Below are 20,958 nucleotides of genomic sequence, written 5' to 3'. Positions count from 1 at the left end.
CGGATGCGCCCATGGCGCCACCCGCGACCGGGGCCGTTCCAATGCCGCCCCCGGTCCGAGGGGCGCTCCCTGCACGCCGTGCGCCCCTGGCGGAGCCTCGGGCCCCGTCAGAGCGCCCGTGCCGCCCGTCGAGGCCCCCGGCGCGCACCGCGCTCGTCACGGCGCCCTCAGGGGCCGGACGCGCCCCTCCCGGCACGATCGCCCTCCGCCTGCCCGAGGGCCGCCCCTGTTCGCGCAGCGCGCCCGGAGGCCCAGCGCACCGCCGCTGCCCGCACCGCTTTCGTCGTGAACCGGGCGCGGAAACGTGCCCGCACGCCGGCTCGGCGCAGGCGGCCGCGCAGGGTACAGCTCCGTGGTCGGGGTCGGCGCGGCCGCGTGGGCGCAGGGGCGGTTTTCGGCCGACGCGCGAACGCCCCGGGGCTCGTCGACTCCCCGGCCGGGCGGGGTACTTCAGCTTGTTGCAAGGGCCGGGGCGGAGGTCGGGAGGTATCCGGATGAGCAGGGGCGAACGGACGCCTCCGGGCGAGGCAGCCTTGTTGCGATGCAGGACGCGTCCGCGCATAGTTGCGCTGCGGAGAACGCCCTGACGCGGGGGCTCACGCCAGGGATCGGTGGGTCGGAGCTGGAGCCAGGGGTGGGAGATGGCCGGGCACGGGACGGACAGGCATCCGCACGGCGCTGACCGGCTGTGCGACGCGGGCGACCGGGTGTACTCCCGGGCGGTGCGACGGGGCCGGGTACCCCGCGAGGACGCCGAGCCGGTGCCCTGCCTGCTGGAACTGGCGCTGCTGCACCCCGATCCGGACGACATGGGCTGGCTGGTGCCCACCTCGCCCCAGGAGGTCATGACCCGGCTCCTGCGGGGCGTGTACGAGGAGGTCAGCGCGAGCCAGGCCCGGGTGGGCGAGGCGGTGTCGGCGTTCGAGTGGTACGCGGGCCTCGGCGGCCGGGTCAGCGCTCCGGCCGAGGGCGCGGCGATCCGGGTCCTCGACGGACTGCCGCGGATCCACGCGGCCATGGACAAGGCGACCGAGGAGTGCACCCGCGAGGTCCTCACGGTGCAGCCCGGGGGCATCCGGCGCGAGGACGAACTGGTCGAGGGACTGCACAGGGCGCTGGAGATGCGGCGGCGCGGGGTGCGCATGCGCGACCTGTACACCCATGTGGCCCGGCACGGCCAAGGCCTCCTGAACTACATGGAGTTGATGGGCGAAGCGGCCGAGGCGCGCACGCTCGACGAGGTCGTGGAGCGGCTCATCCTCTTCGACCGCAAGGTCGCCTTCATCCCCGCCAACCCGGACCGCACGATAGCGCTGGAGCTGCGTCACCCCGCCCTGGTGGACTATCTGGTGACGGTCTTCGAGCGGCTGTGGCGCCTGGCGATCCCGCTGGCCTCACCGATGCCCGAGACGGGCATCGAGGGCATCACCCACCGGGAGCGGTCCATCGCGGCGCTGCTGGCCGAGGGGCATCAGGACGCGGTCGTCGCGGAGCGCCTGGGCATCAGCGTGCGCACGTGCCGGGCGCACATCGCCCGGCTGTCGGAGACGCTCGGCGCGGCCAGCCGGACGCAGTTGGGCGTGCGGATCGCCCAGGCGGGTCTGGACGGGCCGCAGCGTTCCCCCGTGCCGGAGACGGTCACCGCCCTGGAGGCCGCGCAGGCCGCCCCCGCCGTCCCGGACCGCGGGTCCCCGGCCGGCCGCTGACATCGCCGGTCCGCGCGCGGCCCCTCGCCGTGTGCCCCGGACTCTTTGCCGCCGGCCGGGGTCACTCCTCCCCTCCTCCGGACTGGTCCAGAAGCCCCGACTGGGCTATCAGGAAGCCGAGTTGGGCCCGGCTGCCGCTGCCGAGGGCGGAGGCGAGCTTGGCGATGTGGGCGCGGCAGGTGCGGACGTTCATGCCCAGACGGCGGGCTATCGCCTCGTCGACGTGCCCCTCGATGAGGAGCTTGGCTATGGAGCGCTGGACACCGGTGATGCCGTTGGGGCCGACGTCGTTCGGGACGTCCTCGGTCAGCGGGACCGCGCGCTGCCAGAGCTGCTCGAAGACCTTGCTCAGGTACAGCACGAGCCCGGGGTGGCGCAGTTCGAGGGCGACCCGACGGTCGTCGCTGGCCGGAATGAAGGCGACGGTCCGGTCGAAGACGATCAGCCGCTCGATGAGTTCCTCGAGGGTGCGGACCTGGATCCGGCCGCCGGATATCCGCTCCACGTAGGCGAGCGTCCCCTGGCTGTGCCGGGCGGTGTGCTGGTAGAGCGTGCGGATGCGCACACCCCGGTCGGTCAGCGGCCGGTCCCGCTCCAGCGCCTGCATCAGGGCGTCGGCGGGCCGCCCGCCGCCGGGCTGGATCGTCAGCATCTCCGTCTGGCACTCGGCGGTGGCCGAATTGAGTGCCGCGTTGATCCGGTCGAATCCCTCCAGAACGGTGATCGCGTGGCTGCTCGCGGTGCTCTGCGTGCTGATCGCGATGAACGGGTCGAAGGAGTCCGTCAGTTCGATCGCGAGCCGGCGGCGCTCCTGGATCTCCCGTTCCAGGGGCTGCAGGCGCTGGGCGAGCGCGACCGACGGCGGAACCGGACGGAGCCACTTCTCGTCGTCGGGGTCGGGATGAAGCAGCGCGAACTCCAAGAGGCAAGGGGCCGTTTCCACTTCGACCCGGGTGATACGGCCGGAGTGCAACGCACTGGCGTAAAGGCGTGTTCCTTCGTCACACAACGTGGTGACAGCGTGGGGATGTGTCGGTTGTGAGTTCTTTGTGGGCAAATCTCCACCCCCCAGGGTCCTGAACGTGCAGGAACATGATGCATCGCTGCTGTGGCATTGACGTGCCTGAATGAGCCATCGTCTTGTGACGACGGGGGAGAAGATTCCATCAAGTGAGGACGAAGCCGACTATGCGAGCGAGATTGCTTGGTTCAGTGCTTGCCGCAGTCTTCTCTGTCGCTGTGGCGTCCGGCTCCCTGGGGGCCTCGGGTCTTGATGCCGGGGGTGCCCGGTCCTGGGCCGGCCCGGACAGCGGTTGGACCAGCGTGAAGGCGTCCCTGGCGGACAGCGGCTGGACCGCCGCCGAGGCCGGTCCGGCGGACAGTGGCTGGACCGACGTCGAGGCCGGTCCGGCGGACAGTGGCTGGACCGACGTCGAGGCCGCGGCGCTTCCCGGCGACAGTGGCTGGACCAGCGTGAAGGTGTCCCTGGAGGACAGCGGCTGGACCGCGGCGCCCCTGGCGGACAGCGGCTGGACGATCGTCTCCGCGAGCGCAGACGCATGAGCATTCCTCCCGACGACCGTTCCTTCCGCCGCGAGATGGCCACCGCCTACCGCTCCGGCTGGCACTTCATCGACCTGGTCACCGCCATCCCCTACAGCGGTGACTCGCTGATGGTGACCGTCTTCGGGGAGCCCGTCGTCGTCACCCGCGACGACGACGAGGACGTACGGGCGTACCGGTGTCTGCGGCGGCCTCGGGGGGCGCCGCAGCCCGTCCGGTGCGCCATCCGGTACGGCATGATCTTCGTGAACCTCGACCAGCGTGACCACCAGCTCACCGGACCCGACGTCCCGGACGTCGAGACCATCGCAGCCACCCCCCGCAGTGCCTGACGCGATTCCCCCGTCGTAGTAGATCGCGCAGGTACTTCCCCCCGCAGCGGCGTCACCGTGACCTGAACACGGTGACGCCGCTGCAGTTTCCGGGGATAAATCCTGGTATCGCCCTCGTCCGACCCGTGCGCGCGAGGGCCGCGGGACGCCCGCACCCGTCCTCATCCGCGGCCCATCGCCGCCGTGAGTTCGATCTCGATCGCCACCCGGGCCGGGTTCGGCGACGGCATGCGCTCGTAGCGCTCCGCGTAGCGCCGTACCGCCTCCGCGACGCGCTCCGGTTCCGTCCGCACCCGGGCCAGGCCCTCCAGCGTCGCCCAGCGCGCGCCGTCCACCTGGCAGACCGCCACCCGTGCCCCGGCCGGCCCGGCGGCCAGCACGTGGGCCACCTTCCGGCTGGACTTGTTCGTGATCACCCGAGCGAGACCGGCCTCGGGGTCGTATGTAACGCCGACGGGTACGACATGCGGGCTGCCGTCGGGCCGGAGGGTGGTCAGCGTGCACAGGTGGCGTTCGCGCCAGAAGCTCAGATAGGCGGCGTCGGGCTGTCGCGGATCCACCGGATGGGAGGCCATGAGGCCTGAATCTACGCCTCGTGGCCGTCGTTTTCCCGCCCTTCCAGCCTTGAGCGGAATAGACTCAACTTTGTGTACGCTGGATGAGTCAGACAACGGTCAGGACATCAGGAGGAGGAGAACGCGAACGTGGACGCCGAGCTGACCAACAGGAGCCGGGACGCGATCAACGCGGCCAGCAACCGCGCGGTGCGGGAGGGGCACCCCGACCTCACCCCCGCCCACCTGCTGCTCGCTCTGCTGGAGGGGCAGGACAACGAGAACCTCATCGATCTGCTGGCGGCCGTGGACGCCGACCAGGCATCGGTGCGGGCCGGCACCGAGCGGGTGCTCGCCGGCCTGCCCAGCGTGACCGGCTCCACCGTCGCGCCCCCGCAGCCCAACCGTGAGACGCTCGCCGTCATCGCCGACGCCGCCGAGCGCGCCAAGGAACTCGGCGACGAGTTCATCTCCACCGAACACCTGCTCATCGGCATCGCCGCGAAGGGCGGAGCGGTCGCCGACGTACTCTCCGGGCAGGGCGCCGGCGCCAGGAAGCTGCTCGACGCGTTCCAGAAGACCAGAGGAGGGCGCCGGGTGACGACCGCGGACCCCGAGGGCCAGTACAAGGCGCTCGAGAAGTTCGGCACCGACTTCACCGCCGCGGCCCGCGAGGGCAGACTCGACCCCGTCATCGGCCGGGACCACGAGATCCGCCGGGTCGTGCAGGTCCTGTCCCGCCGTACGAAGAACAACCCCGTCCTGATCGGCGAGCCCGGTGTCGGCAAGACCGCCGTCGTCGAGGGCCTCGCCCAGCGGATCGTGAAGGGGGACGTGCCCGAGTCCCTCCGGAACAAGCGGCTCGTCTCGCTCGACCTGGGCGCGATGGTCGCCGGCGCGAAGTATCGGGGCGAGTTCGAGGAGCGTCTGAAGACCGTGCTCGCGGAGATCAAGGACTCCGACGGGCAGATCATCACCTTCATCGACGAACTGCACACCGTCGTGGGCGCCGGCGCGGGCGGCGACTCCGCGATGGACGCCGGCAACATGCTCAAGCCCATGCTCGCCCGCGGTGAGCTGCGCATGGTGGGCGCCACCACCCTCGACGAGTACCGCGAACGGATCGAGAAGGACCCCGCGCTGGAACGGCGCTTCCAGCAGGTGCTGGTCGCCGAACCGACGGTCGAGGACACCATCGCCATCCTGCGCGGACTCAAGGGACGCTACGAGGCGCACCACAAGGTCCAGATCGCCGACTCGGCCCTGGTGGCCGCCGCGAGCCTGTCCGACCGCTACATCACCTCCCGCTTCCTCCCCGACAAGGCCATCGACCTCGTCGACGAGGCGGCCTCACGGCTGCGCATGGAGATCGACTCCTCCCCGGTCGAGATCGACGAGCTCCAGCGCGTCGTCGACCGGCTCAAGATGGAGGAGCTGGCCATCGGCAAGGAGACGGACGCCGCCAGCAGGGAGCGGCTGGAGCGGCTGCGCCGCGACCTCGCCGACAAGGAGGAGGAGCTGCGCGGTCTCAACGCCCGCTGGGAGAAGGAGAAGCAGTCCCTCAACCGCGTCGGTGAGCTGAAGGAGAAGCTCGACGAACTGCGCGGCCAGGCCGAACGCGCCCAGCGCGACGGCGACTTCGACACCGCCTCCAAGCTGCTCTACGGCGAGATCCCCACGCTGGAGCGGGACTTGGAGGAAGCCTCCCAGGCCGAGGAGGAGGTCTCCAAGGACACCATGGTGAAGGAGGAGGTCGGGCCGGACGACATCGCGGACGTCGTCGGCGCCTGGACCGGCATCCCCGCCGGCCGCCTCCTGGAGGGCGAGACGCAGAAGCTGCTGCGCATGGAGGCGGAGCTGGGCCGCCGGCTGATCGGCCAGAGCGAGGCCGTGGGGGCGGTGTCCGACGCCGTGCGGCGCACCCGCGCCGGGATCGCCGACCCGGACCGGCCCACCGGCTCCTTCCTCTTCCTCGGCCCCACGGGCGTCGGCAAGACCGAACTCGCCAAGGCGCTGGCCGACTTCCTCTTCGACGACGAGCGGGCGATGGTCCGCATCGACATGTCGGAGTACGGCGAGAAGCACAGTGTGGCCCGGCTGGTCGGAGCGCCGCCCGGGTACATCGGCTACGAGGAGGGCGGCCAGCTCACCGAGGCGGTGCGCCGGCGCCCGTACAGCGTGATCCTGCTGGACGAGGTGGAGAAGGCGCACCCCGAGGTCTTCGACATCCTGCTCCAGGTGCTGGACGACGGGCGGCTGACGGACGGCCAGGGGCGGACGGTCGACTTCCGCAACACCATCCTGATCCTCACCTCGAACCTGGGCAGCCAGTTCCTGAGCGGGCAGAGCCTCGCCGATCCGGCGGCCTCCGACGAGGAGCGCAGACGGCAGGTCCTGGACGTCGTCCGTGCGTCCTTCAAGCCGGAGTTCCTGAACCGGCTGGACGACCTCGTGATCTTCTCCGCCCTCGACCAGGCGGAGCTGGAGCGCATCGCCAGGCTCCAGATCGACGCCCTGGCGCGCCGGCTGGCCGAGCGCCGGCTCACCCTGGAGGTCACCGACGCGGCGCTGGCCTGGCTCGCGGAGGAGGGCAACGACCCGGCGTACGGAGCACGGCCGCTGCGGCGCCTCGTCCAGACGGCCATCGGCGACCGGCTGGCCAAGGAGATCCTGGCGGGCGAGGTCAAGGACGGCGACACGGTCCGGGTGGACGCCTTCGGCGACGGCCTGATCGTGGGACCGGCTACGGGCAAGACGCTGTAGCCGGCACTGGGCCCGGCACCGGCACCGGGCTCGGCGGCGGTAGGGCTGCGGGCCGGCACCGGGCTCGCGGCGGTAGGGCTGCCGGGTCGGCACCGGCACCGGAATCGAGCCCGGCACGGCCAATGGGCTCGGCGGTGGTACGGCTGCCGGGTCGGCCAGGGATCGGGCGCCGCGACCCGCCCGGGCGGCGGGGCCGGAACCGGCACGGAAGGGCCCGCGGCGGTGTGCCGCGGGCCCCTTTCCTTTGCCCCGCCGATGCCCGTACGTGACCGGATCTTGTCAGCCCCCGGCGGACAGGGCCCGCCAGAGGTTGCCACTCCCCGCCCCGCATGAGAGAGGATGGCGGTATCCGTACGAAGGGAAATACACGGTGAGCATCGACCCGTCCTCGATTCCGAATTTCGGGGGCCAGCCCGAGCCGCAGCCCGGCGGCCCCGCCGGCCCCGTGGTCCCGGATCAGGACCTCGTGAAGCAGCTCCTGGAGCAGATGGAGCTGAAGTACGTCGTCGACGACGAGGGTGACCTCGCGGCGCCGTGGGAGGAGTTCCGTACGTACTTCATGTTCCGTGGCGAGGCTGACCAGCAGGTCTTCTCGGTGCGGACGTTCTACGACCGGCCGCACCAGCTGGAGGAGAAGCCCGCGCTCCTCGAGTCGATCGACGACTGGAACCGCCGCACGCTGTGGCCCAAGGTCTACAGCCACACCCACGACGACGGCACCGTCCGCCTGATCGGCGAGGCGCAGATGCTGATCGGCACCGGCGTCAGCCTGGAGCACTTCGTGTCCTCCACGGTCAGCTGGGTGCGCGCCGCCATCGAGTTCGACAAGTGGCTCGTCGAGCAGCTCGGCCTGGAGCAGGAGATCAACGAGGCGGACAAGCCCGGGGACGACGAGGAAGAGTAGGGCCCCTCAGGCCCCCTCCGGCCCGTCCCCGCACCGGCGCGCGCCGCTGCGCTGACCCGCGCCCGAAACCGTTCCTAGAGCGGGGTGTGCGCGATCACGACCAGATACGCGCCGTAGGCGAACGAGAGCCCGGCCAGGGCACCGACCACCAGGGTCGCGTGCCAGGGCCGGGCTCTCGCCGTGCGCACCAGCGCCCGGGCCAGCGGCAGCAGCAGCGGGAAGGCCGGGAGCAGGAAGCGCGGCTTGGACTCGAAGAAGCCCGAGCCGCCCAGCGCGATCAGCAGCAGGACGCCGCTGTAGACCAGCAGCGGCAGGGGCGCCTTGTCCGCGGCCAGCAGCGCGTACAGCAGCACGGCCGCGGCGACGATCACCATCGTCATGGGGAACACGAACCGGTCCCCGTGCAACAGCAGGTGCTTGACGAAGTGGAGCGACCCCTCGCCGAGGTCGAAGCGTGAGCCCCACAGCCGCTGCACCTGGAAGTAGCCGCCGAGCGGGGCGCCCTCGCGGTGTCCCACCCACAGCACGTAGCCGGCCCAGCCGGCCGGGGCGAGCGCCGCGCCTGTCCACACCCTGTGGGTAACTTTTCCGCGGTGGCGCCAGACCTCGTGCGCCGCCGCCACGAGCACCGCGGCGGCCACCGCGAAGCCGTTGGGCCGGGACAGTCCGGCGAGCGCCGCCAGCGAGCCCGCCCACAGCCAGCGCCCGTCGAGCACCGCGTACAGCGACCAGGCGGCGAACGCGGTCAGGACGGGCTCGGTGTACGCCATCGACAGCACGACCGAGTGCGGCAGCAGGCCCCACAGCAGCACCAGGGCCGTACCGACCGCCCGGCCGTGCAGCCGGGCCCCGATCGCGTACACCCCGCACGCGGCGGCGGCCGCCGCGGTCCAGGAGACCAGCAGGCCGGCCGAGCCCCCGGTCAGCGGCGTCAGCGTGGTGACGGCCCGGACCAGGGCCGGGTAGAGCGGGAAGAACGCGAGGTCGCTGTGGACGACCGTGGGGTGGAAATAAAGCGTCCTGCCGTAGCCGTGCGCGGCGATCCCCAGGTACCAGGCCGAGTCCCAGGACCGCGCGAGCAGGGCGACCGGATGCCCGCCGGTGGCCCAGGCGGTCCCGGCGAGCACGAGGAGGCCGGCCAGGCGGGCGGCGGCGAACAGTCCGAGTGCCGTGATCGCGGCGGCCGGCAGACCGCGTGGGGCGCGGGACGGACGGACGGCACGGGTGCCGGGCTCCGGGAGAGCGGGGCGAGTGAGGGTGCTCGGGTGGGTCACACCCCGAACTGTGCGTTCCGCACGGGGTATTCGCGAGCTTTGCTCGCCCGTGCGGGTTCCCTTGAACGACCCCCGGCGCGCCGCCCGGTCGGGGGGTGGAGACGGTGCTAACGCTCCGTCGGATCGGCTTCCGGTGCGCTGCGGGAGACGGCCGGAATCCTGCGGCGGGGGCGGGCGTGGGGGTTGCCGGGAGGCTGTCCGGGGCGGGCGCCGGGGCCGGAACGTCGGCCCGGGTCGTCCCGGGCCGACGTTGGTTCAGGACGACAGCCGGTGCAGCCGTTGCGCGGCCTCGTGCAGTACCTCGTCCTTCTTGCAGAACGCGAAGCGGACGAAGGGCGCCCCCGCCTCGCGGTGGTCGTAGAAGACGGCGTTCGGGATGGCCACGACACCGGCGCGTTCGGGCAGGGAGCGGCAGAAGGCGAAGCCGTCGCTCTCGCCGAGCGGCCGGATGTCGGTGGTGATGAAGTACGTCCCCCGCGGCCGGAAGACCGCGAAGCCCGCCTCCGTGAGACCCGCCGCCAGGACGTCCCGCTTGCGGAGCATGTCCGCGCGGAAGTCCTCGAAGTAGGCGTCCGGCAGCGCGAGCGCCTCGGCGACGGCGTACTGGAAGGGGCCCGACGCCACGTACGTCAGGAACTGCTTCGCCGACCGGACGGCCCCGACCAGGGCCGGCGGGGCGGTCACCCAGCCCACCTTCCAGCCGGTGAACGAGAAGGTCTTGCCCGCGCTGCCGATGGTGACCGTCCGCTCGCGCATCCCCGGCAGGCTCGCCAGCGGGACGTGCTCGGCGTCGTCGAAGACGAGGTGTTCGTAGACCTCGTCGGTCACCACGAGCAGATCCCGCTCGACGGCGATCCGCGCGATCTCCGTCAGCTCCGCGCGCGTGAGGACGGTGCCGGTCGGGTTGTGCGGGGTGTTGATCAGCAGCAGCCGGGTCCGCCCGGTGACCGCGTCCCGCAGCTCGTCGAGGTCGAGCCGGAAGCGCCGGTGGCCGTCCCCGGCGTCGCCGGCCGGGTCGGGGCGCAGCGTCACGGGCACGCGGGTGCCGCCCGCCATGGCGATCGAGGCAGCGTAGGAGTCGTAGTACGGCTCCAGGGCGATGACCTCGTCTCCGGGCTCCAGGAGCGCGAGCAGCGAGGCGGCGATGGCCTCGGTCGCGCCCGCCGTCACCAGGACCTCGGTGTCGGGGTCGTACGACAGGCCGTAGTGGCGCTTCTGGTGCGCGGCGATCGCGGTGCGCAGCTCGGGGACGCCGGGGCCCGGCGGGTACTGGTTGCCGCGTCCGTCCCGCAGCGCGCGGACGGCCGCCTCCCGGATCTCCTCGGGACCGTCCGTGTCCGGGAAGCCCTGTCCGAGGTTGATCGAGCCGGTGCTCAGCGCGAGCGCGGACATCTCGGCGAAGACGGTCGTCCCGAACTCGGCGAGCCGACGATTCAAAAGGGGTCGCACGCTGGAGGTCATGCGAGCATCCTCCGCCCAGTCTCGGATGTTCCTCAACTCACCTGTCCGACGGGCGACCCGGACGAGTCGCTCGAGCGCCGACCGGTCGAGTTCGTGGGGCGGGGTCGTCGTGGCGTGTGCCGGCCGTCCCGGAGGGGGCCGGGGAAACGTGATTGCCTCGGGGAGTGGGGCCGTGTTGGGTGGTGGGATGGCTGAGCTGTGTACCGATCGACTTCTTCTGCGGCGCTGGCGTGACGCCGACCTCGGACCGTGGGCGGCCATGAACGCCGACCCCGAGGTGCGGGAGCATCTGGGCGAGCCGCTCACCCGTGAGCAGAGCGATGCCTCCGTGGCGCAGTTCCGCGCCGAGTTCGACGAGCGGGGCTACGGGTGGTGGGCCGTCGAGGTGCGGGCCACGGGCGAGTTCATCGGCTTCGCGGGGCTGGACGACGTGGACGACGACATGGCGTTCACCGGCGTGGAGATCGGCTGGCGCCTCGCCCGCTCGGCCTGGGGCAAGGGCTACGCCACCGAGGCCGCGCTGGCCGTCCTGGCCCACGGCTTCGACACCCTCAGCCTGCCGGAGATCCTCGCCGTCACCACGGCCGCCAACACGCGTTCGCGGGCCGTGATGTCCCGGATCGGCATGACCCGGGAACCGGCCTACGACTTCGACGATCCCACCGTGCCCGACGGGCCGCTGCGTCCGAACGTCGTGTACCGCGTCGGACGTCGCGCGACGGCCTGAGCGCCGCTGCCCGGTCGCGCCGGGCGTCCGCGCCGGGACCCGGATCCCCCATGCCCCCGCTCCGCGCTTTCGCGCTGGTCGGGGGCTTGTTCGTGCGTGGTGCCTCAGAAGTTGCTCAACTCTGCTTTGGGCTCGGAAGGGGCAGGGCATCCCCCTGTCACGCAGGACCGGAATCGAGAAGCACGGCCCACGGGGGGCCGCTTCCGGGGGAACGGAAGGAGGGTGACGCCATGATCTTCGGCATCATCCTGGGGGTCGTCGTACTGGTCGTGGTCTTGAAGGCGGTCAGTGGGCCGCCGAGGCCGAGGGGGCGGCGGCACGTCGGCGGCAGGGGGCGGTACTCCGACGGCAGCGGCGCCGGGGGCGACAGCAGCTGGTGGGCCGGCGGTGCGGGCGGCGCCTCGTCCGGTGGGCACCACGGGGGGCATGGGGGACACGGAGGACACGGGGGTCACTCCTGCGGGGGGCACTCGTCGTGCGGAGGCTCCTCCTGTGGGGGCGGCTCCTCGTGCGGTGGTGGCGGCGGCGGGTGCGGCGGGGGGAACTGACACACGGCGGCCGGCCGCCGCATGTCCGCGGCCGATCAGCGGCCGGTCCGCCGCAGGTCCGCGGCCGATCCGCGGGAGGTCCGCCGCAGGTTCACGGGCGGGCCGCCGGACTCCCGCGAAAGACGCGTCCCGAGCGTGCACGTGCCCGTCGGCCGGAATCCGCCGACGGGCACGTCCGTGCGCCGGGCGCACCGCGTGGTTGAACAGTTGAGCTGTGAAGCCCTCGGGGGGATGGAAACCCCACGAAGTTGGGTAAAAACGCTGTGGCGGCAGCACAGTTCATGATTCCCTCTAAACCACCAAAGCGGCCCTGGTGCATCACCAAGCAGCCCTCGGCCGACAGGCCTCGGAAGTCCATCGGATGGTCTTATCGGACGCGTTCGCCGGATGCCCTTCCGGCGGGGCCGGCCGGGCCGTTCCCCCGGTGTTGACCGGGTGCGCAGGAACCCCACCTCACCTTTGCGTGCTAGCGGAGCCGACCCATGCTCACGACCCTGAATACCTCGTACACCGACACGCGCGCGGCCGATCTCGCCTGGGCCCTGGGCCGCGAACCGCTGCCGGCCCTGGCCACCCTCGATCTCGAACTCGCCGGGGCAAAACTCCAGTTGAGACTCCTCGGCGCCTCCCACCAAGTCCTTCTGGAGGAGGAGTGCGGCAGTTGCTCGGAGACCGTCGCGTGCATCGCCGGCAGCAGCACACCGCTGCCGCTCGGCGTCGCGAAGCGGTTCGACGACTGGGAGTACGAGTTCGCGGCCCGCGTCGAGGTGCTCTCACCGGGCTCCTTCGCCGGTCGCGCCCAGGAGTTGCTGGCCCTCGTCTCGGACCACCCCCAGGGTCTCGCCGGTGTCTTCCCCGGCAGCCCGCACGCCTTCACGGCGATGCTCGCCCAGCGTCATGAGGGCCAGGTCCACTGGCGTACGTGGCACGCGTACCCGCAGGACGGCCAGTTGGTCGCGACGCGCACACGGGTAGGCGTACGGACGAAGGCCCTCAGCGGGTCCGCCGTCTGACGGTACGCCGGGGGAGCCGACGGGGCGGGCGGCGAGGCGGGCGGCGAGGCGTCCGGCGCCGGGGCGTGCGCACGGAGGGGTTCGCGACCCGTGAGCCGGGAAGATGCCCCAGGTCAACTCCGTACACCGGGAAGAGCAACGCTTTCCACACGTGTGGGTGACGAGACGTAGTGGCGGCGTGACGTAGCGTTCACGGCGTGATCGAACCGCACGCGCCAGCCCCACCCGGCGCGCCGCCGCCCTGGGGCGTCCAGGGCCAGGCGCGGCTGCCCGTCCGGCCGGGCGTCGGCAGGTTCCTCGTCCTCGTGGGAGTGTTCGTCTGCGCGGCCTGCGGACTCGTGTACGAGCTCGAACTCGTCGCCCTCGCCTCGTACTTGATCGGAGACTCGGTCACCCAGGCGTCCGTCGTGCTCTCCGTCATGGTCTTCGCCATGGGCGTCGGCTCCCTGCTCGCGAAACGGCTGCGCCCGTGCGCCGCGGCCGGGTTCGGCGCCGTCGAGGCGGCGCTCGCCCTGGCCGGCGGCTGCAGCGCGATGGCCCTGTACGCGGTGTTCGCCTGGACCGGCGGTTGGGGCGGCCCCTGGGCGGAGGGGCCCCGCTGTCTGCTGGTGGTCTTCTCGCTCACCATCGGCCTGCTCATCGGCGCCGAAGTCCCGCTGCTCATGGAGCTGATACAGCGCATCCGCCGCCAGGACCCCGGCGGCGCGGTCGCGGACCTGTTCGCGGCGGACTACGTGGGCGCCCTCTTCGGCGGCCTCGCCTTCCCGTTCCTGCTGCTCCCCCTGCTCGGCCAGCTCACGGGCGCGCTGCTGACCGGGACGGTGAACGTGATCGCGGGCGGCGCCCTCGTGCTCGGCCTGTTCCGCAACGACCTGACCCGCCGCGCCCGCTGGACCCTGCTCGTCGCCAACGTGGTCGTGCTCGGCCTCCTCGCCTCCGCCGCGCTGCTGGTCGACGACTTCGAACGGGCCGCACGGCACGCCCTGTACGGGGCGGACGCGCGCGTCGCGCCGCGCTCCGGCGTCCAGGAGGCCGTGCTCACCGGCGGCAGCCGCGGCCGTCCGCTCCGCTTCTTCCTCGACGGTCGTCTGCGCTTCAGCGGCCGCGACGAGCGGCGCTACCACGAGGCGCTCGTCCAACCCGCGATGAACGGTCCCCACGCGCGCGTGCTCATCCTCGGGGGCGGTGACGGCCTCGCCGCCCGCGAGGTGCTGCGCCACCCCGGGGTGCGCCGCGTCGACGTCGTCGAGCCCGACGCGCAGGTGGTCCTGCTGGCCCGCCGCGACCCCGCGCTGTCCGCCCTCAACCGGCATGTGTACGACGATCCCCGGGTCCACGTGGTCACGGCGGACCCCTTCGGCCGGCTGCGCGCGACCCGGTCGACGTACGACGTCGTCGTCGCGGACCTGCCCGACCCCTGTGTCACCGCCGCGACGAAGCTGTACTCGCAGGAGTTCTACGGGCTCGTCCGCCGCGTGCTCGCTCCCGGCGGGCGTCTCGTGGTCCACGCGGGGACGCCGGCCGGCCGGCGCCGGACCTTCTGGACGGTCGACGCGACGATCCGCGCGGCGGGCCTGGTCACCCGGTCCTACGCCGTCGGAGGGCGCGGCTCCGGCCTCACGGCCCGGACCGCCGGCCACCGGGCGAAGGGAGCCCGGGAAGCACCGAGGGCGGGAGTGGGGGTGGCGAGACCGGCCGGGGGTGCGGGGGCCGTCGTGGCCGGGGGATCGGCCGGAGGATCGGGGGCACCTCGCGATGCGGGGTCCGCCGGGGGCCGGGGCGTACCCGGAGATGCCGGGTCCGCCAAGAGCGCGGGGCCCGTCGCGGGCGGCGGTTCCGGCGGCGGTGACTGGGGTTTCGTCCTCGCCTCCCGTACGCCCGTGCCTCTGCGGCTCGACCCCTCCTGCCCGCGGCCGCGGACCCTCACCCAGGCGGCCCTGACGGCGGACGCGCGCGCCGCCCTGCGCACCCGCCCGCACCGTCCGCCGCCGCCCTCCACGCTGGTGCATCCGCGGTACACCGGCTGACCGGGAGGTCCGGAAATCCCGTGATACGCGGGTGCGGTCCGTCTTGGGCTGGGTAGGCTCGGCTGACATGGAGCATGAGGTGTTCGTTCCGTTTCCGGCCGGGCGGTTGCGCGAGGCGCTGGCCGATCCCGTCCGGGTCGCCCGCGCGGTCCCGGGACTCCAGCAGGACGCGTCGGCCGACTCCGGCGGCGTGGCGGGGACGCGGCCCGTCTCCGGGGCGGGGGCGGACGCCGGGGCCGGGTCCTCCGGTGCCGGGCTCGGGCCGGGGACCGGTTCCGTCCGGGTCGCCGGTCGGCTCAAGGTCCGGGTGGCCGGCCACACGATCACCTATCGCGGCGCGTTCCGCGTCATCGCCCAGGGCGACGACGCGTACGCCGTCGAGGGCGACGCCACGGAGGTGCGCGGCGGTGGCACGGTGAAGCTGGCGCTGACCCTGCGGCTCCTGTCCGCCGAGGGCGGTACGACCCTGGCGTTCGGCGGCACGGCCTCAGGCGACGGACGCGTGGCGGAACTCCCGCACGACGCGGTGTCCTCCGCGGGCACACGCCTGCTGACCCGCTTCGCGGAGACCCTGACCACGGACCTCGCGTCCGGCTCCCGGTCCCGCCCTCGACGGCGAAGGTGAGCCCGAACCGGCTCCCGGTCCCGCCCTCGACGGCGAAGGTGAGCCCGAACCGGCTCCCGGCCCCGCCCTCGACGGCGAAGGCGAACCCGAACTCGGTGCCGGCCCCGACGGCCGAGGCGAACCCGAACCCGCCGCCGACCTCGGCCCGGTCCCCGAGGCCGACGCCGCCGCCGACCTAGGCCCGATCCTCGACTCCGACACCGACTCCGACGTCGACGCCGACACACCCCCCGGTTTCGAAGCCGACGTGACCCCCCACTCCGTCGGCCCGCTCGGCGACGACGACGAGTTCGACGGGGAGGACTTCGTGGCACGGGCCGCCGGTGAGGTCGGGCGGGCCGACGCCATGGCCGAGGCGGCGCACGCGCGGCGGACGATGATCGGGCGCAGCGCGGAGGAGGTCGACCACGCCCCTCCGCGCGGCCGCTACGCCCCCGTCCCGCCGCCGGAGGCCACCGACGCCCGCGCCACCCTCCGCTGGGCGGCCCCCGCGGCGGCCCTGGCGCTGGCCTCGGCGATCGCCCTGACCCGGGCGCTGCGCAAGCGCCGCTGAGGGCGGGGGCCCCGGGGCGCTCCCGTCCCAGTAGGGTCGACTCCGTGAGTAACGAAGACATCACGCTGACCGCGGGTGACGCGGAGGTGACCGTGTCGCCGGCAGGCGGCGGACGGATCGGCAGTCTGCGGGTGGGCGGCGCCGAACTGCTGCGGCAGGGCCCCCGGTTCGGGTGCTTCCCGATGGTCCCGTGGTGCGGGCGGATCCGCGACGGCAGGTTCCTCGACGGTGCCGCCGTCCGGCAGATGCCGCTCAACTCCCCGCCGCACGCCATCCACGGCACCGCCCGCGACGGCGCGTGGAGGACGGCCCGCGTCACGGCGGAGGAGGCCGTGATCACGTACGACCTGGTCGACCCCTGGCCGCACCCCGCCCGGGTCACCCAGTCCGTCGCCCTCACCGGCGACGGACTGACCGTCACGATGTCGGTGGAGACGTACGGGGAGTCGTTCCCGGCGCAGATCGGCTGGCATCCCTGGTTCAACCGGAACCTGGGGGGCGGCGGCGAGGACGTCCGGATCGACTTCCGGGCCGCCTGGCAGGAGGAGCGGGGCGAGGACCACCTGCCCACCGGCCGCCGGATCGAGCCGCTGCCGGGCCCCTGGGACGACTGCTTCGGCATGCCGGAGGGCGTCGACGTCACCCTCACCTGGCCGGGCGAGCTGGAGCTGAAGGTCGGCAGCCGCGAGCAGTGGGTCGTCGTCTACGACGAGCAGGAGGCCGCCGTGTGCGTGGAGCCGCAGACCGGTCCGCCGAACGGGCTCAACACCCACCCCCGGCTGGTCACGCCCATCGAGCCCCTCGAAGCCACCACGACCTGGAGCTGGCGGCGCCTCTAAGCTGGCCTCCATGAGTGACGTACGCGACGCGCTGTTGCAGCAGATCAAGGACAAGGCCGTGGTGCACGGCAAGGTGACCCTCTCCTCGGGTCTTGAGGCCGACTATTACGTGGACCTTCGCCGGATCACGCTGGACGGCGAGGCCGCCCCGCTCGTCGGACAGGTCCTCCTCGACCTGACCGCCGGCCTGGAGTTCGACGCGGTCGGCGGGCTGACCATGGGCGCCGACCCGGTCGCCGGCGCGATGCTGCACGCCGCCGCCGCGAAGGGCCGCAGGCTGGACGCCTTCGTCGTCCGCAAGGCCGCCAAGGCGCACGGCCTGCAGCGCCGGGTCGAGGGCCCCGAGATCAAGGGCCGGCGCGTCCTGGTCGTCGAGGACACCTCCACCACGGGCGGCTCCCCGCTGGAAGCGGTCCAGGCCGTGCGGGAGGCCGGGGCCGAGGTCGTCGGCGTCGCCACGATCGTCGACCGGGCGACCGGTGCCGCGGAGAAGATCGAGGCCGGAGCCGGTGTTCCGTACCTCTTCGCCTACTCCAAGGGCGAGTTGGGGCTCGACTGACGACGCTCCCGCGGGACCCCGCCGGAGGCCGGGTCCCGCATGTCGGACGGGGTGTCCTATCTCACCGGCGACGTCTGGAAAGATGGGGCCGACGATGACGTCGCCCCCCTAGGTCAGGGCCATAAGCACCAGTCCCGTCGTACCGCAGCAGCAGTACGCAGACCCGCACATACAAGGAGCGGACAGATGCCCATCGCAACCCCCGAGGTCTACAACGAGATGCTCGACCGGGCGAAGGCAGGCAAGTTCGCCTACCCGGCCATCAACGTGACCTCGTCCCAGACCCTGCACGCTGCGCTGCGCGGCTTCGCGGAGGCCGAGAGCGACGGCATCATCCAGATCTCCACCGGTGGTGCGGAGTTCCTGGGCGGCCAGCACAGCAAGGACATGGTGACCGGCGCCGTCGCCCTCGCCGAGTTCGCGCACATCGTCGCCGCGAAGTACGACATCACGGTCGCGCTGCACACGGACCACTGCCCGAAGGACAAGCTGGACGGCTACGTACGTCCGCTGCTCGACATCTCCGCCGAGCGCGTCGCCAAGGGCGAGAACCCGCTGTTCCAGTCCCACATGTGGGACGGCTCCGCCGAGACCCTCGCCGACAACCTGGCCATCGGCCAGGAGCTGCTCGCCAAGGCCGTCGCCGCGAAGATCATCCTCGAGGTCGAGATCACCCCGACCGGCGGCGAGGAGGACGGCGTCAGCCACGAGATCAACGACGAGCTGTACACCACCGTCGAGGACGCGCTGCGCACCGCCGAGGCCCTGGGCCTGGGCGACAAGGGCCGCTACCTGCTCGCCGCCTCGTTCGGCAACGTGCACGGCGTGTACAAGCCGGGCAACGTCGTCCTGCGTCCCGAGCTGCTCAAGGACCTCCAGGAGGGTGTCGCCGCCAAGTACGGCAAGGCGAGCCCGTTCGACTTCGTCTTCCACGGCGGCTCCGGCTCCACCGCCGAGGAGATCGCCACCGCGCTGGAGAACGGCGTCGTGAAGATGAACCTCGACACCGACACCCAGTACGCCTTCACCCGTCCGGTCGTGGACCACATGTTCCGCAACTACGACGGCGTCCTGAAGGTCGACGGCGAGGTCGGCACGAAGTCGAAGTACGACCCGCGCACCTGGGGCAAGCTCGCCGAGGCCGGCATGGCCCAGCGTGTGACCGAGGCCTGTGCCGCCCTGCGCTCCACGGGCACCCGCCTCAAGTAGTCCGTCCACCGACCGCCCGGCTCACCCGGGCGGCCGGTACGCCTGCGTTCGGAGGGCCCGGCACCTGCCACGGTGCCGGGCCCTTCCGTATGCTCCGAGGTATGGCTGTGCCCGCGCGGGACGCGACGGAGGGCCGACCCGGCGTACGGATCGCCTCTCCGACGGGGAAGTGGATCCTGCTGACCACCGTCCTCGGCTCCAGCATGGCCCTGCTGGACTCGACGGTCGTCAACGTCGCCCTCCCCGCCATCGGCCGCGACCTGGACGCGAGCCTCGCCGCCCTGCAGTGGACGGTGAACGGCTACATGCTGTCGCTGGCCGGGCTGATCCTGCTCGGCGGCTCGCTCGGGGACCGGTTCGGGCGCCGGAAGGTCTTCGTCGTCGGCGTGGTGTGGTTCGCCGCCGCCTCGCTGCTGTGCGGGGTCGCGCCGGACGTGGGCGTGCTCATCGCGGCCCGCGTCCTCCAGGGCGTCGGCGGGGCGCTGCTCACCCCCGGCTCGCTGGCGATCATCCAGGCCTCCTTCCATCCCGACGACCGGGCCCGCGCCATCGGCCTGTGGTCGGGCTTCGGGGGCGTCGGCGCGGCCGTGGGACCGTTCCTGGGCGGCTGGCTGGTGGACGGTCCCGGCTGGCGCTGGGTGTTTCTGCTGAACGTCCCGGTCGCGCTGGTGTGCGCCCCGATCGCCGTGCGCCACGTCCCGGAGTCCACCGGCGCTCCCCGAGCGGCCGTGGAAGGGCGGGCCCGCCGCGGCTTCGACGTCCTCGGTGCCGTCCTCGGCGCGCTCGCGCTCGCCCTGGTGACGTACGCGCTGATCGAGGCGCCGAGCGGCTCGGTGCTCGTCCCCGTGGCGGCGGTCGCGGGCGTGACGGCGGGGGTGGCGTTCGTGTACGTCGAACGACGGCGGCCCGATCCGATGATGCCGCTGGACATCTTCGCCTCGCGCCAGTTCACCGCCGTCAATCTGGTGACCCTCTGCGTCTACGCGGCCTTCGGCGGCTTCTTCTTCCTGACCGCGCTCCAGCTCCAGGTCGTGGCGGGCTACTCGGCGCTCCAGGCGGGCGCGGCCCTGCTGCCGACCACCGTGCTGATGCTGCTGTTCTCCGCCCGCTCGGGCGAACTCTCCCGGCGCATCGGCCCGCGCATCCCGCTGACGGTCGGGCCGCTGCTGTGCGCGGCGGGCATGCTGCTGATGCTGCGGGTCGGCGAGGACGCCTCGTACCTCGCCGACGTGCTGCCCGCGCTGCTGGTGATGGGCCTCGGCATGGTCACCCTGGTCGCTCCGCTGACCGCGACCGTCCTGGCGTCGGTGGACACCGCGCGGGCGGGTCTGGCCAGCGGGATCAACAACGCGGCGGCCCGCGCGGCCGGTCTGGTCGCCGTGGCCGCGCTGCCGCTGCTCACCGGGATGGGACCGGAGGCGTACCGCTCGGCGGACGCCTTCGACGCGGCCTTCCGCCGGGCGATGCCGCTGTGCGCGGGGGTGCTGGTCCTCGGCGCGGTGCTGGCCTTCACGACCGTGCGGCGCCCGCCGCCCGGCTGTCTGCGCCCCGAGTGCCGCCGGCACGGCTCGCTGACGGCGCCCCCGCTGGAACCGGAGCGCTCCCGGGGCGTCCTCGGGGCCGGCGGGCCGCCCGGGCCCTCCGGCGCCGGTCCGGCTTCGTGACCGTACCGGCGGATCCGGCAGCGGCCGGTGTACGCCCGGTGACTTCCGCCGGCCGGGGTGAGCACGCCCGGCGGACGCCGCTCGCGGTCCACCCGGGGAACGGATCGTTCCCCGGGCGCCGTGGGCAACCGTCACCGAGCACGGCCGATGCAGCAGACTGGAACCCATGACGATTCACGAGAACCTCCTCGGGGGCCCGCCCCCGACCCGTCTCCCCGACGACCCCGAGCCGCGCGAGCTCCTCGCGAACGGCACGGCCCCCGCCGACGTCGCCGCGAAGTACCCGACCTCCTCGCTCGCCTGGGCGCAGCTCGCCGACGACGCGTTCGAGCGGGGCAGCGTCGTCGAGTCGTACGCCTACGCCCGTACGGGCTACCACCGCGGCCTGGACTCGCTGCGCCGCAACGGCTGGAAGGGCCACGGCCCGGTGCCCTGGGAGCACGAGCCGAACCGCGGCTTCCTGCGCGCCCTGCACGCCCTCGCCCGCGCCGCGCAGGCGATCGGCGAGCAGGAGGAGTACGAGCGCTGCAGCCAGTTCCTGAAGGACTCCTCGCCGGCGGCGGCCCAGACCCTGGGCTAGGCGGGTCCCCCGGGACCGTCCCCGGGGCGCCGAAGTAGCGGGTCCGCCTGGTGTGAC

The 20,958-nt window shown here is 72.8% G+C and carries 17 protein-coding genes and 1 pseudogene; 14 read left to right on the top strand and 4 right to left on the bottom strand.

Features of this window, described 5'->3' with window-relative positions:
• Positions 1-641 precede the first annotated feature (641 nt).
• Entirely contained in the window at positions 642-1,706 is a 1,065-nt protein-coding gene (locus IO36_RS00390) for a helix-turn-helix transcriptional regulator (protein ID WP_037614660.1), read from the top strand.
• A gap of 61 nt (positions 1,707-1,767) precedes the next feature.
• Here IO36_RS00390 and IO36_RS00385 read toward each other — a convergent pair whose 3' ends face one another.
• Positions 1,768-2,763 (bottom strand): hypothetical protein, encoded by a 996-nt coding sequence (locus tag IO36_RS00385; RefSeq protein ID WP_037614657.1) that lies wholly within the window; start codon positions 2,761-2,763, stop codon positions 1,768-1,770.
• Between the two features lie 266 nt (positions 2,764-3,029).
• On the opposite strand from IO36_RS00385, the gene IO36_RS47865 reads away from it, so the two are divergent.
• On the top strand, positions 3,030-3,269 hold the full coding sequence (locus IO36_RS47865) for a hypothetical protein (RefSeq protein WP_037614655.1): 240 nt from the start codon (positions 3,030-3,032) through the stop codon (positions 3,267-3,269).
• Entirely contained in the window at positions 3,266-3,601 is a 336-nt protein-coding gene (locus IO36_RS00375) for a Rieske (2Fe-2S) protein (RefSeq protein ID WP_037614653.1), read from the top strand. The genes IO36_RS47865 and IO36_RS00375 overlap by 4 nt, the downstream gene beginning before the upstream one ends.
• Before the next feature lie 161 nt (positions 3,602-3,762).
• Here IO36_RS00375 and IO36_RS00370 read toward each other — a convergent pair whose 3' ends face one another.
• Complete coding sequence (locus tag IO36_RS00370; protein WP_037614651.1) at positions 3,763-4,176, bottom strand: pyridoxamine 5'-phosphate oxidase family protein; 414 nt, start codon at positions 4,174-4,176, stop codon at positions 3,763-3,765.
• Between the two features lie 129 nt (positions 4,177-4,305).
• Between IO36_RS00370 and clpB the strand changes: the two genes are divergently transcribed.
• Entirely contained in the window at positions 4,306-6,918 is a 2,613-nt protein-coding gene (gene clpB / locus IO36_RS00365) for an ATP-dependent chaperone ClpB (protein WP_037614649.1), read from the top strand.
• A gap of 370 nt (positions 6,919-7,288) precedes the next feature.
• A complete protein-coding gene (locus IO36_RS00360) occupies positions 7,289-7,822 on the top strand; it encodes a YbjN domain-containing protein (protein WP_037614645.1) in 534 nt (177 codons plus the stop codon).
• Positions 7,823-7,896: 74 nt separating this feature from the next.
• Here IO36_RS00360 and IO36_RS00355 read toward each other — a convergent pair whose 3' ends face one another.
• Entirely contained in the window at positions 7,897-9,096 is a 1,200-nt protein-coding gene (locus IO36_RS00355; protein ID WP_425535501.1) for a hypothetical protein, read from the bottom strand.
• A 255-nt stretch (positions 9,097-9,351) separates the two neighbouring features.
• Positions 9,352-10,557: a pyridoxal phosphate-dependent aminotransferase gene (locus IO36_RS00350; protein ID WP_037614642.1), complete on the bottom strand. Its 1,206-nt coding sequence runs from the start codon at positions 10,555-10,557 to the stop codon at positions 9,352-9,354.
• 187 nt (positions 10,558-10,744) lie between these two features.
• Here IO36_RS00350 and IO36_RS00345 point away from each other — a divergent pair, with 187 nt between their 5' ends.
• From IO36_RS00345 to IO36_RS00305, 9 genes and pseudogenes are all read left to right on the top strand, one after another.
• Positions 10,745-11,284, top strand: coding sequence for a GNAT family N-acetyltransferase (locus IO36_RS00345; RefSeq protein WP_037614639.1), 540 nt, complete (start codon positions 10,745-10,747; stop codon positions 11,282-11,284).
• 1,030 nt (positions 11,285-12,314) lie between these two features.
• Positions 12,315-12,845 (top strand): DUF2617 family protein, encoded by a 531-nt coding sequence (locus IO36_RS00340; protein WP_037614633.1) that lies wholly within the window; start codon positions 12,315-12,317, stop codon positions 12,843-12,845.
• A gap of 197 nt (positions 12,846-13,042) precedes the next feature.
• Positions 13,043-14,872, top strand: a complete 1,830-nt coding sequence (locus IO36_RS00335; protein WP_037614630.1) for a polyamine aminopropyltransferase — start codon at positions 13,043-13,045, stop codon at positions 14,870-14,872.
• A 67-nt stretch (positions 14,873-14,939) separates the two neighbouring features.
• Positions 14,940-16,050 (top strand): annotated as a pseudogene (locus tag IO36_RS45645) (carbon monoxide dehydrogenase).
• Positions 16,051-16,094: 44 nt separating this feature from the next.
• A complete protein-coding gene (locus IO36_RS00325; RefSeq protein WP_037614628.1) occupies positions 16,095-16,889 on the top strand; it encodes an aldose epimerase family protein in 795 nt (264 codons plus the stop codon).
• A gap of 10 nt (positions 16,890-16,899) precedes the next feature.
• On the top strand, positions 16,900-17,448 hold the full coding sequence (gene pyrE, locus IO36_RS00320; RefSeq protein ID WP_037614625.1) for an orotate phosphoribosyltransferase: 549 nt from the start codon (positions 16,900-16,902) through the stop codon (positions 17,446-17,448).
• A 186-nt stretch (positions 17,449-17,634) separates the two neighbouring features.
• Complete coding sequence (fbaA, locus tag IO36_RS00315) at positions 17,635-18,657, top strand: class II fructose-bisphosphate aldolase (protein ID WP_037614622.1); 1,023 nt, start codon at positions 17,635-17,637, stop codon at positions 18,655-18,657.
• A 101-nt stretch (positions 18,658-18,758) separates the two neighbouring features.
• Positions 18,759-20,321, top strand: a complete 1,563-nt coding sequence (locus IO36_RS00310; RefSeq protein ID WP_051899864.1) for an MFS transporter — start codon at positions 18,759-18,761, stop codon at positions 20,319-20,321.
• A gap of 166 nt (positions 20,322-20,487) precedes the next feature.
• Positions 20,488-20,901 (top strand): DUF3151 domain-containing protein, encoded by a 414-nt coding sequence (locus tag IO36_RS00305; protein ID WP_037614617.1) that lies wholly within the window; start codon positions 20,488-20,490, stop codon positions 20,899-20,901.
• The last annotated feature ends 57 nt before the right edge of the window (positions 20,902-20,958 follow it).

The organism is Streptomyces aureus (genome assembly GCF_000725495.1).
GTDB lineage: Bacteria > Actinomycetota > Actinomycetes > Streptomycetales > Streptomycetaceae > Streptomyces > Streptomyces aureus_B.
Note: the sequence above shows the minus strand (reverse complement) of the source record. Positions and strands in the feature narration are given on the sequence as shown.

Bases quoted from the DNA above. Each gene is read 5' to 3' on its own strand.
- IO36_RS00390 (WP_037614660.1), top strand. From the start codon at position 642: ATGGCCGGGCACGGGACGGACAGGCATCCGCACGGCGCTGACCGGCTG.
- IO36_RS00375 (WP_037614653.1), top strand. From the start codon at position 3,266: ATGAGCATTCCTCCCGACGACCGTTCCTTCCGCCGCGAGATGGCCACC.
- IO36_RS00370 (WP_037614651.1), bottom strand. From the start codon at position 4,176: ATGGCCTCCCATCCGGTGGATCCGCGACAGCCCGACGCCGCCTATCTG.
- IO36_RS00350 (WP_037614642.1), bottom strand. From the start codon at position 10,557: ATGACCTCCAGCGTGCGACCCCTTTTGAATCGTCGGCTCGCCGAGTTC.
- IO36_RS00345 (WP_037614639.1), top strand. From the start codon at position 10,745: ATGGCTGAGCTGTGTACCGATCGACTTCTTCTGCGGCGCTGGCGTGAC.
- IO36_RS00340 (WP_037614633.1), top strand. From the start codon at position 12,315: ATGCTCACGACCCTGAATACCTCGTACACCGACACGCGCGCGGCCGAT.
- pyrE (WP_037614625.1), top strand. From the start codon at position 16,900: ATGAGTGACGTACGCGACGCGCTGTTGCAGCAGATCAAGGACAAGGCC.
- fbaA (WP_037614622.1), top strand. From the start codon at position 17,635: ATGCCCATCGCAACCCCCGAGGTCTACAACGAGATGCTCGACCGGGCG.
- IO36_RS00310 (WP_051899864.1), top strand. From the start codon at position 18,759: ATGGCTGTGCCCGCGCGGGACGCGACGGAGGGCCGACCCGGCGTACGG.
- IO36_RS00305 (WP_037614617.1), top strand. From the start codon at position 20,488: ATGACGATTCACGAGAACCTCCTCGGGGGCCCGCCCCCGACCCGTCTC.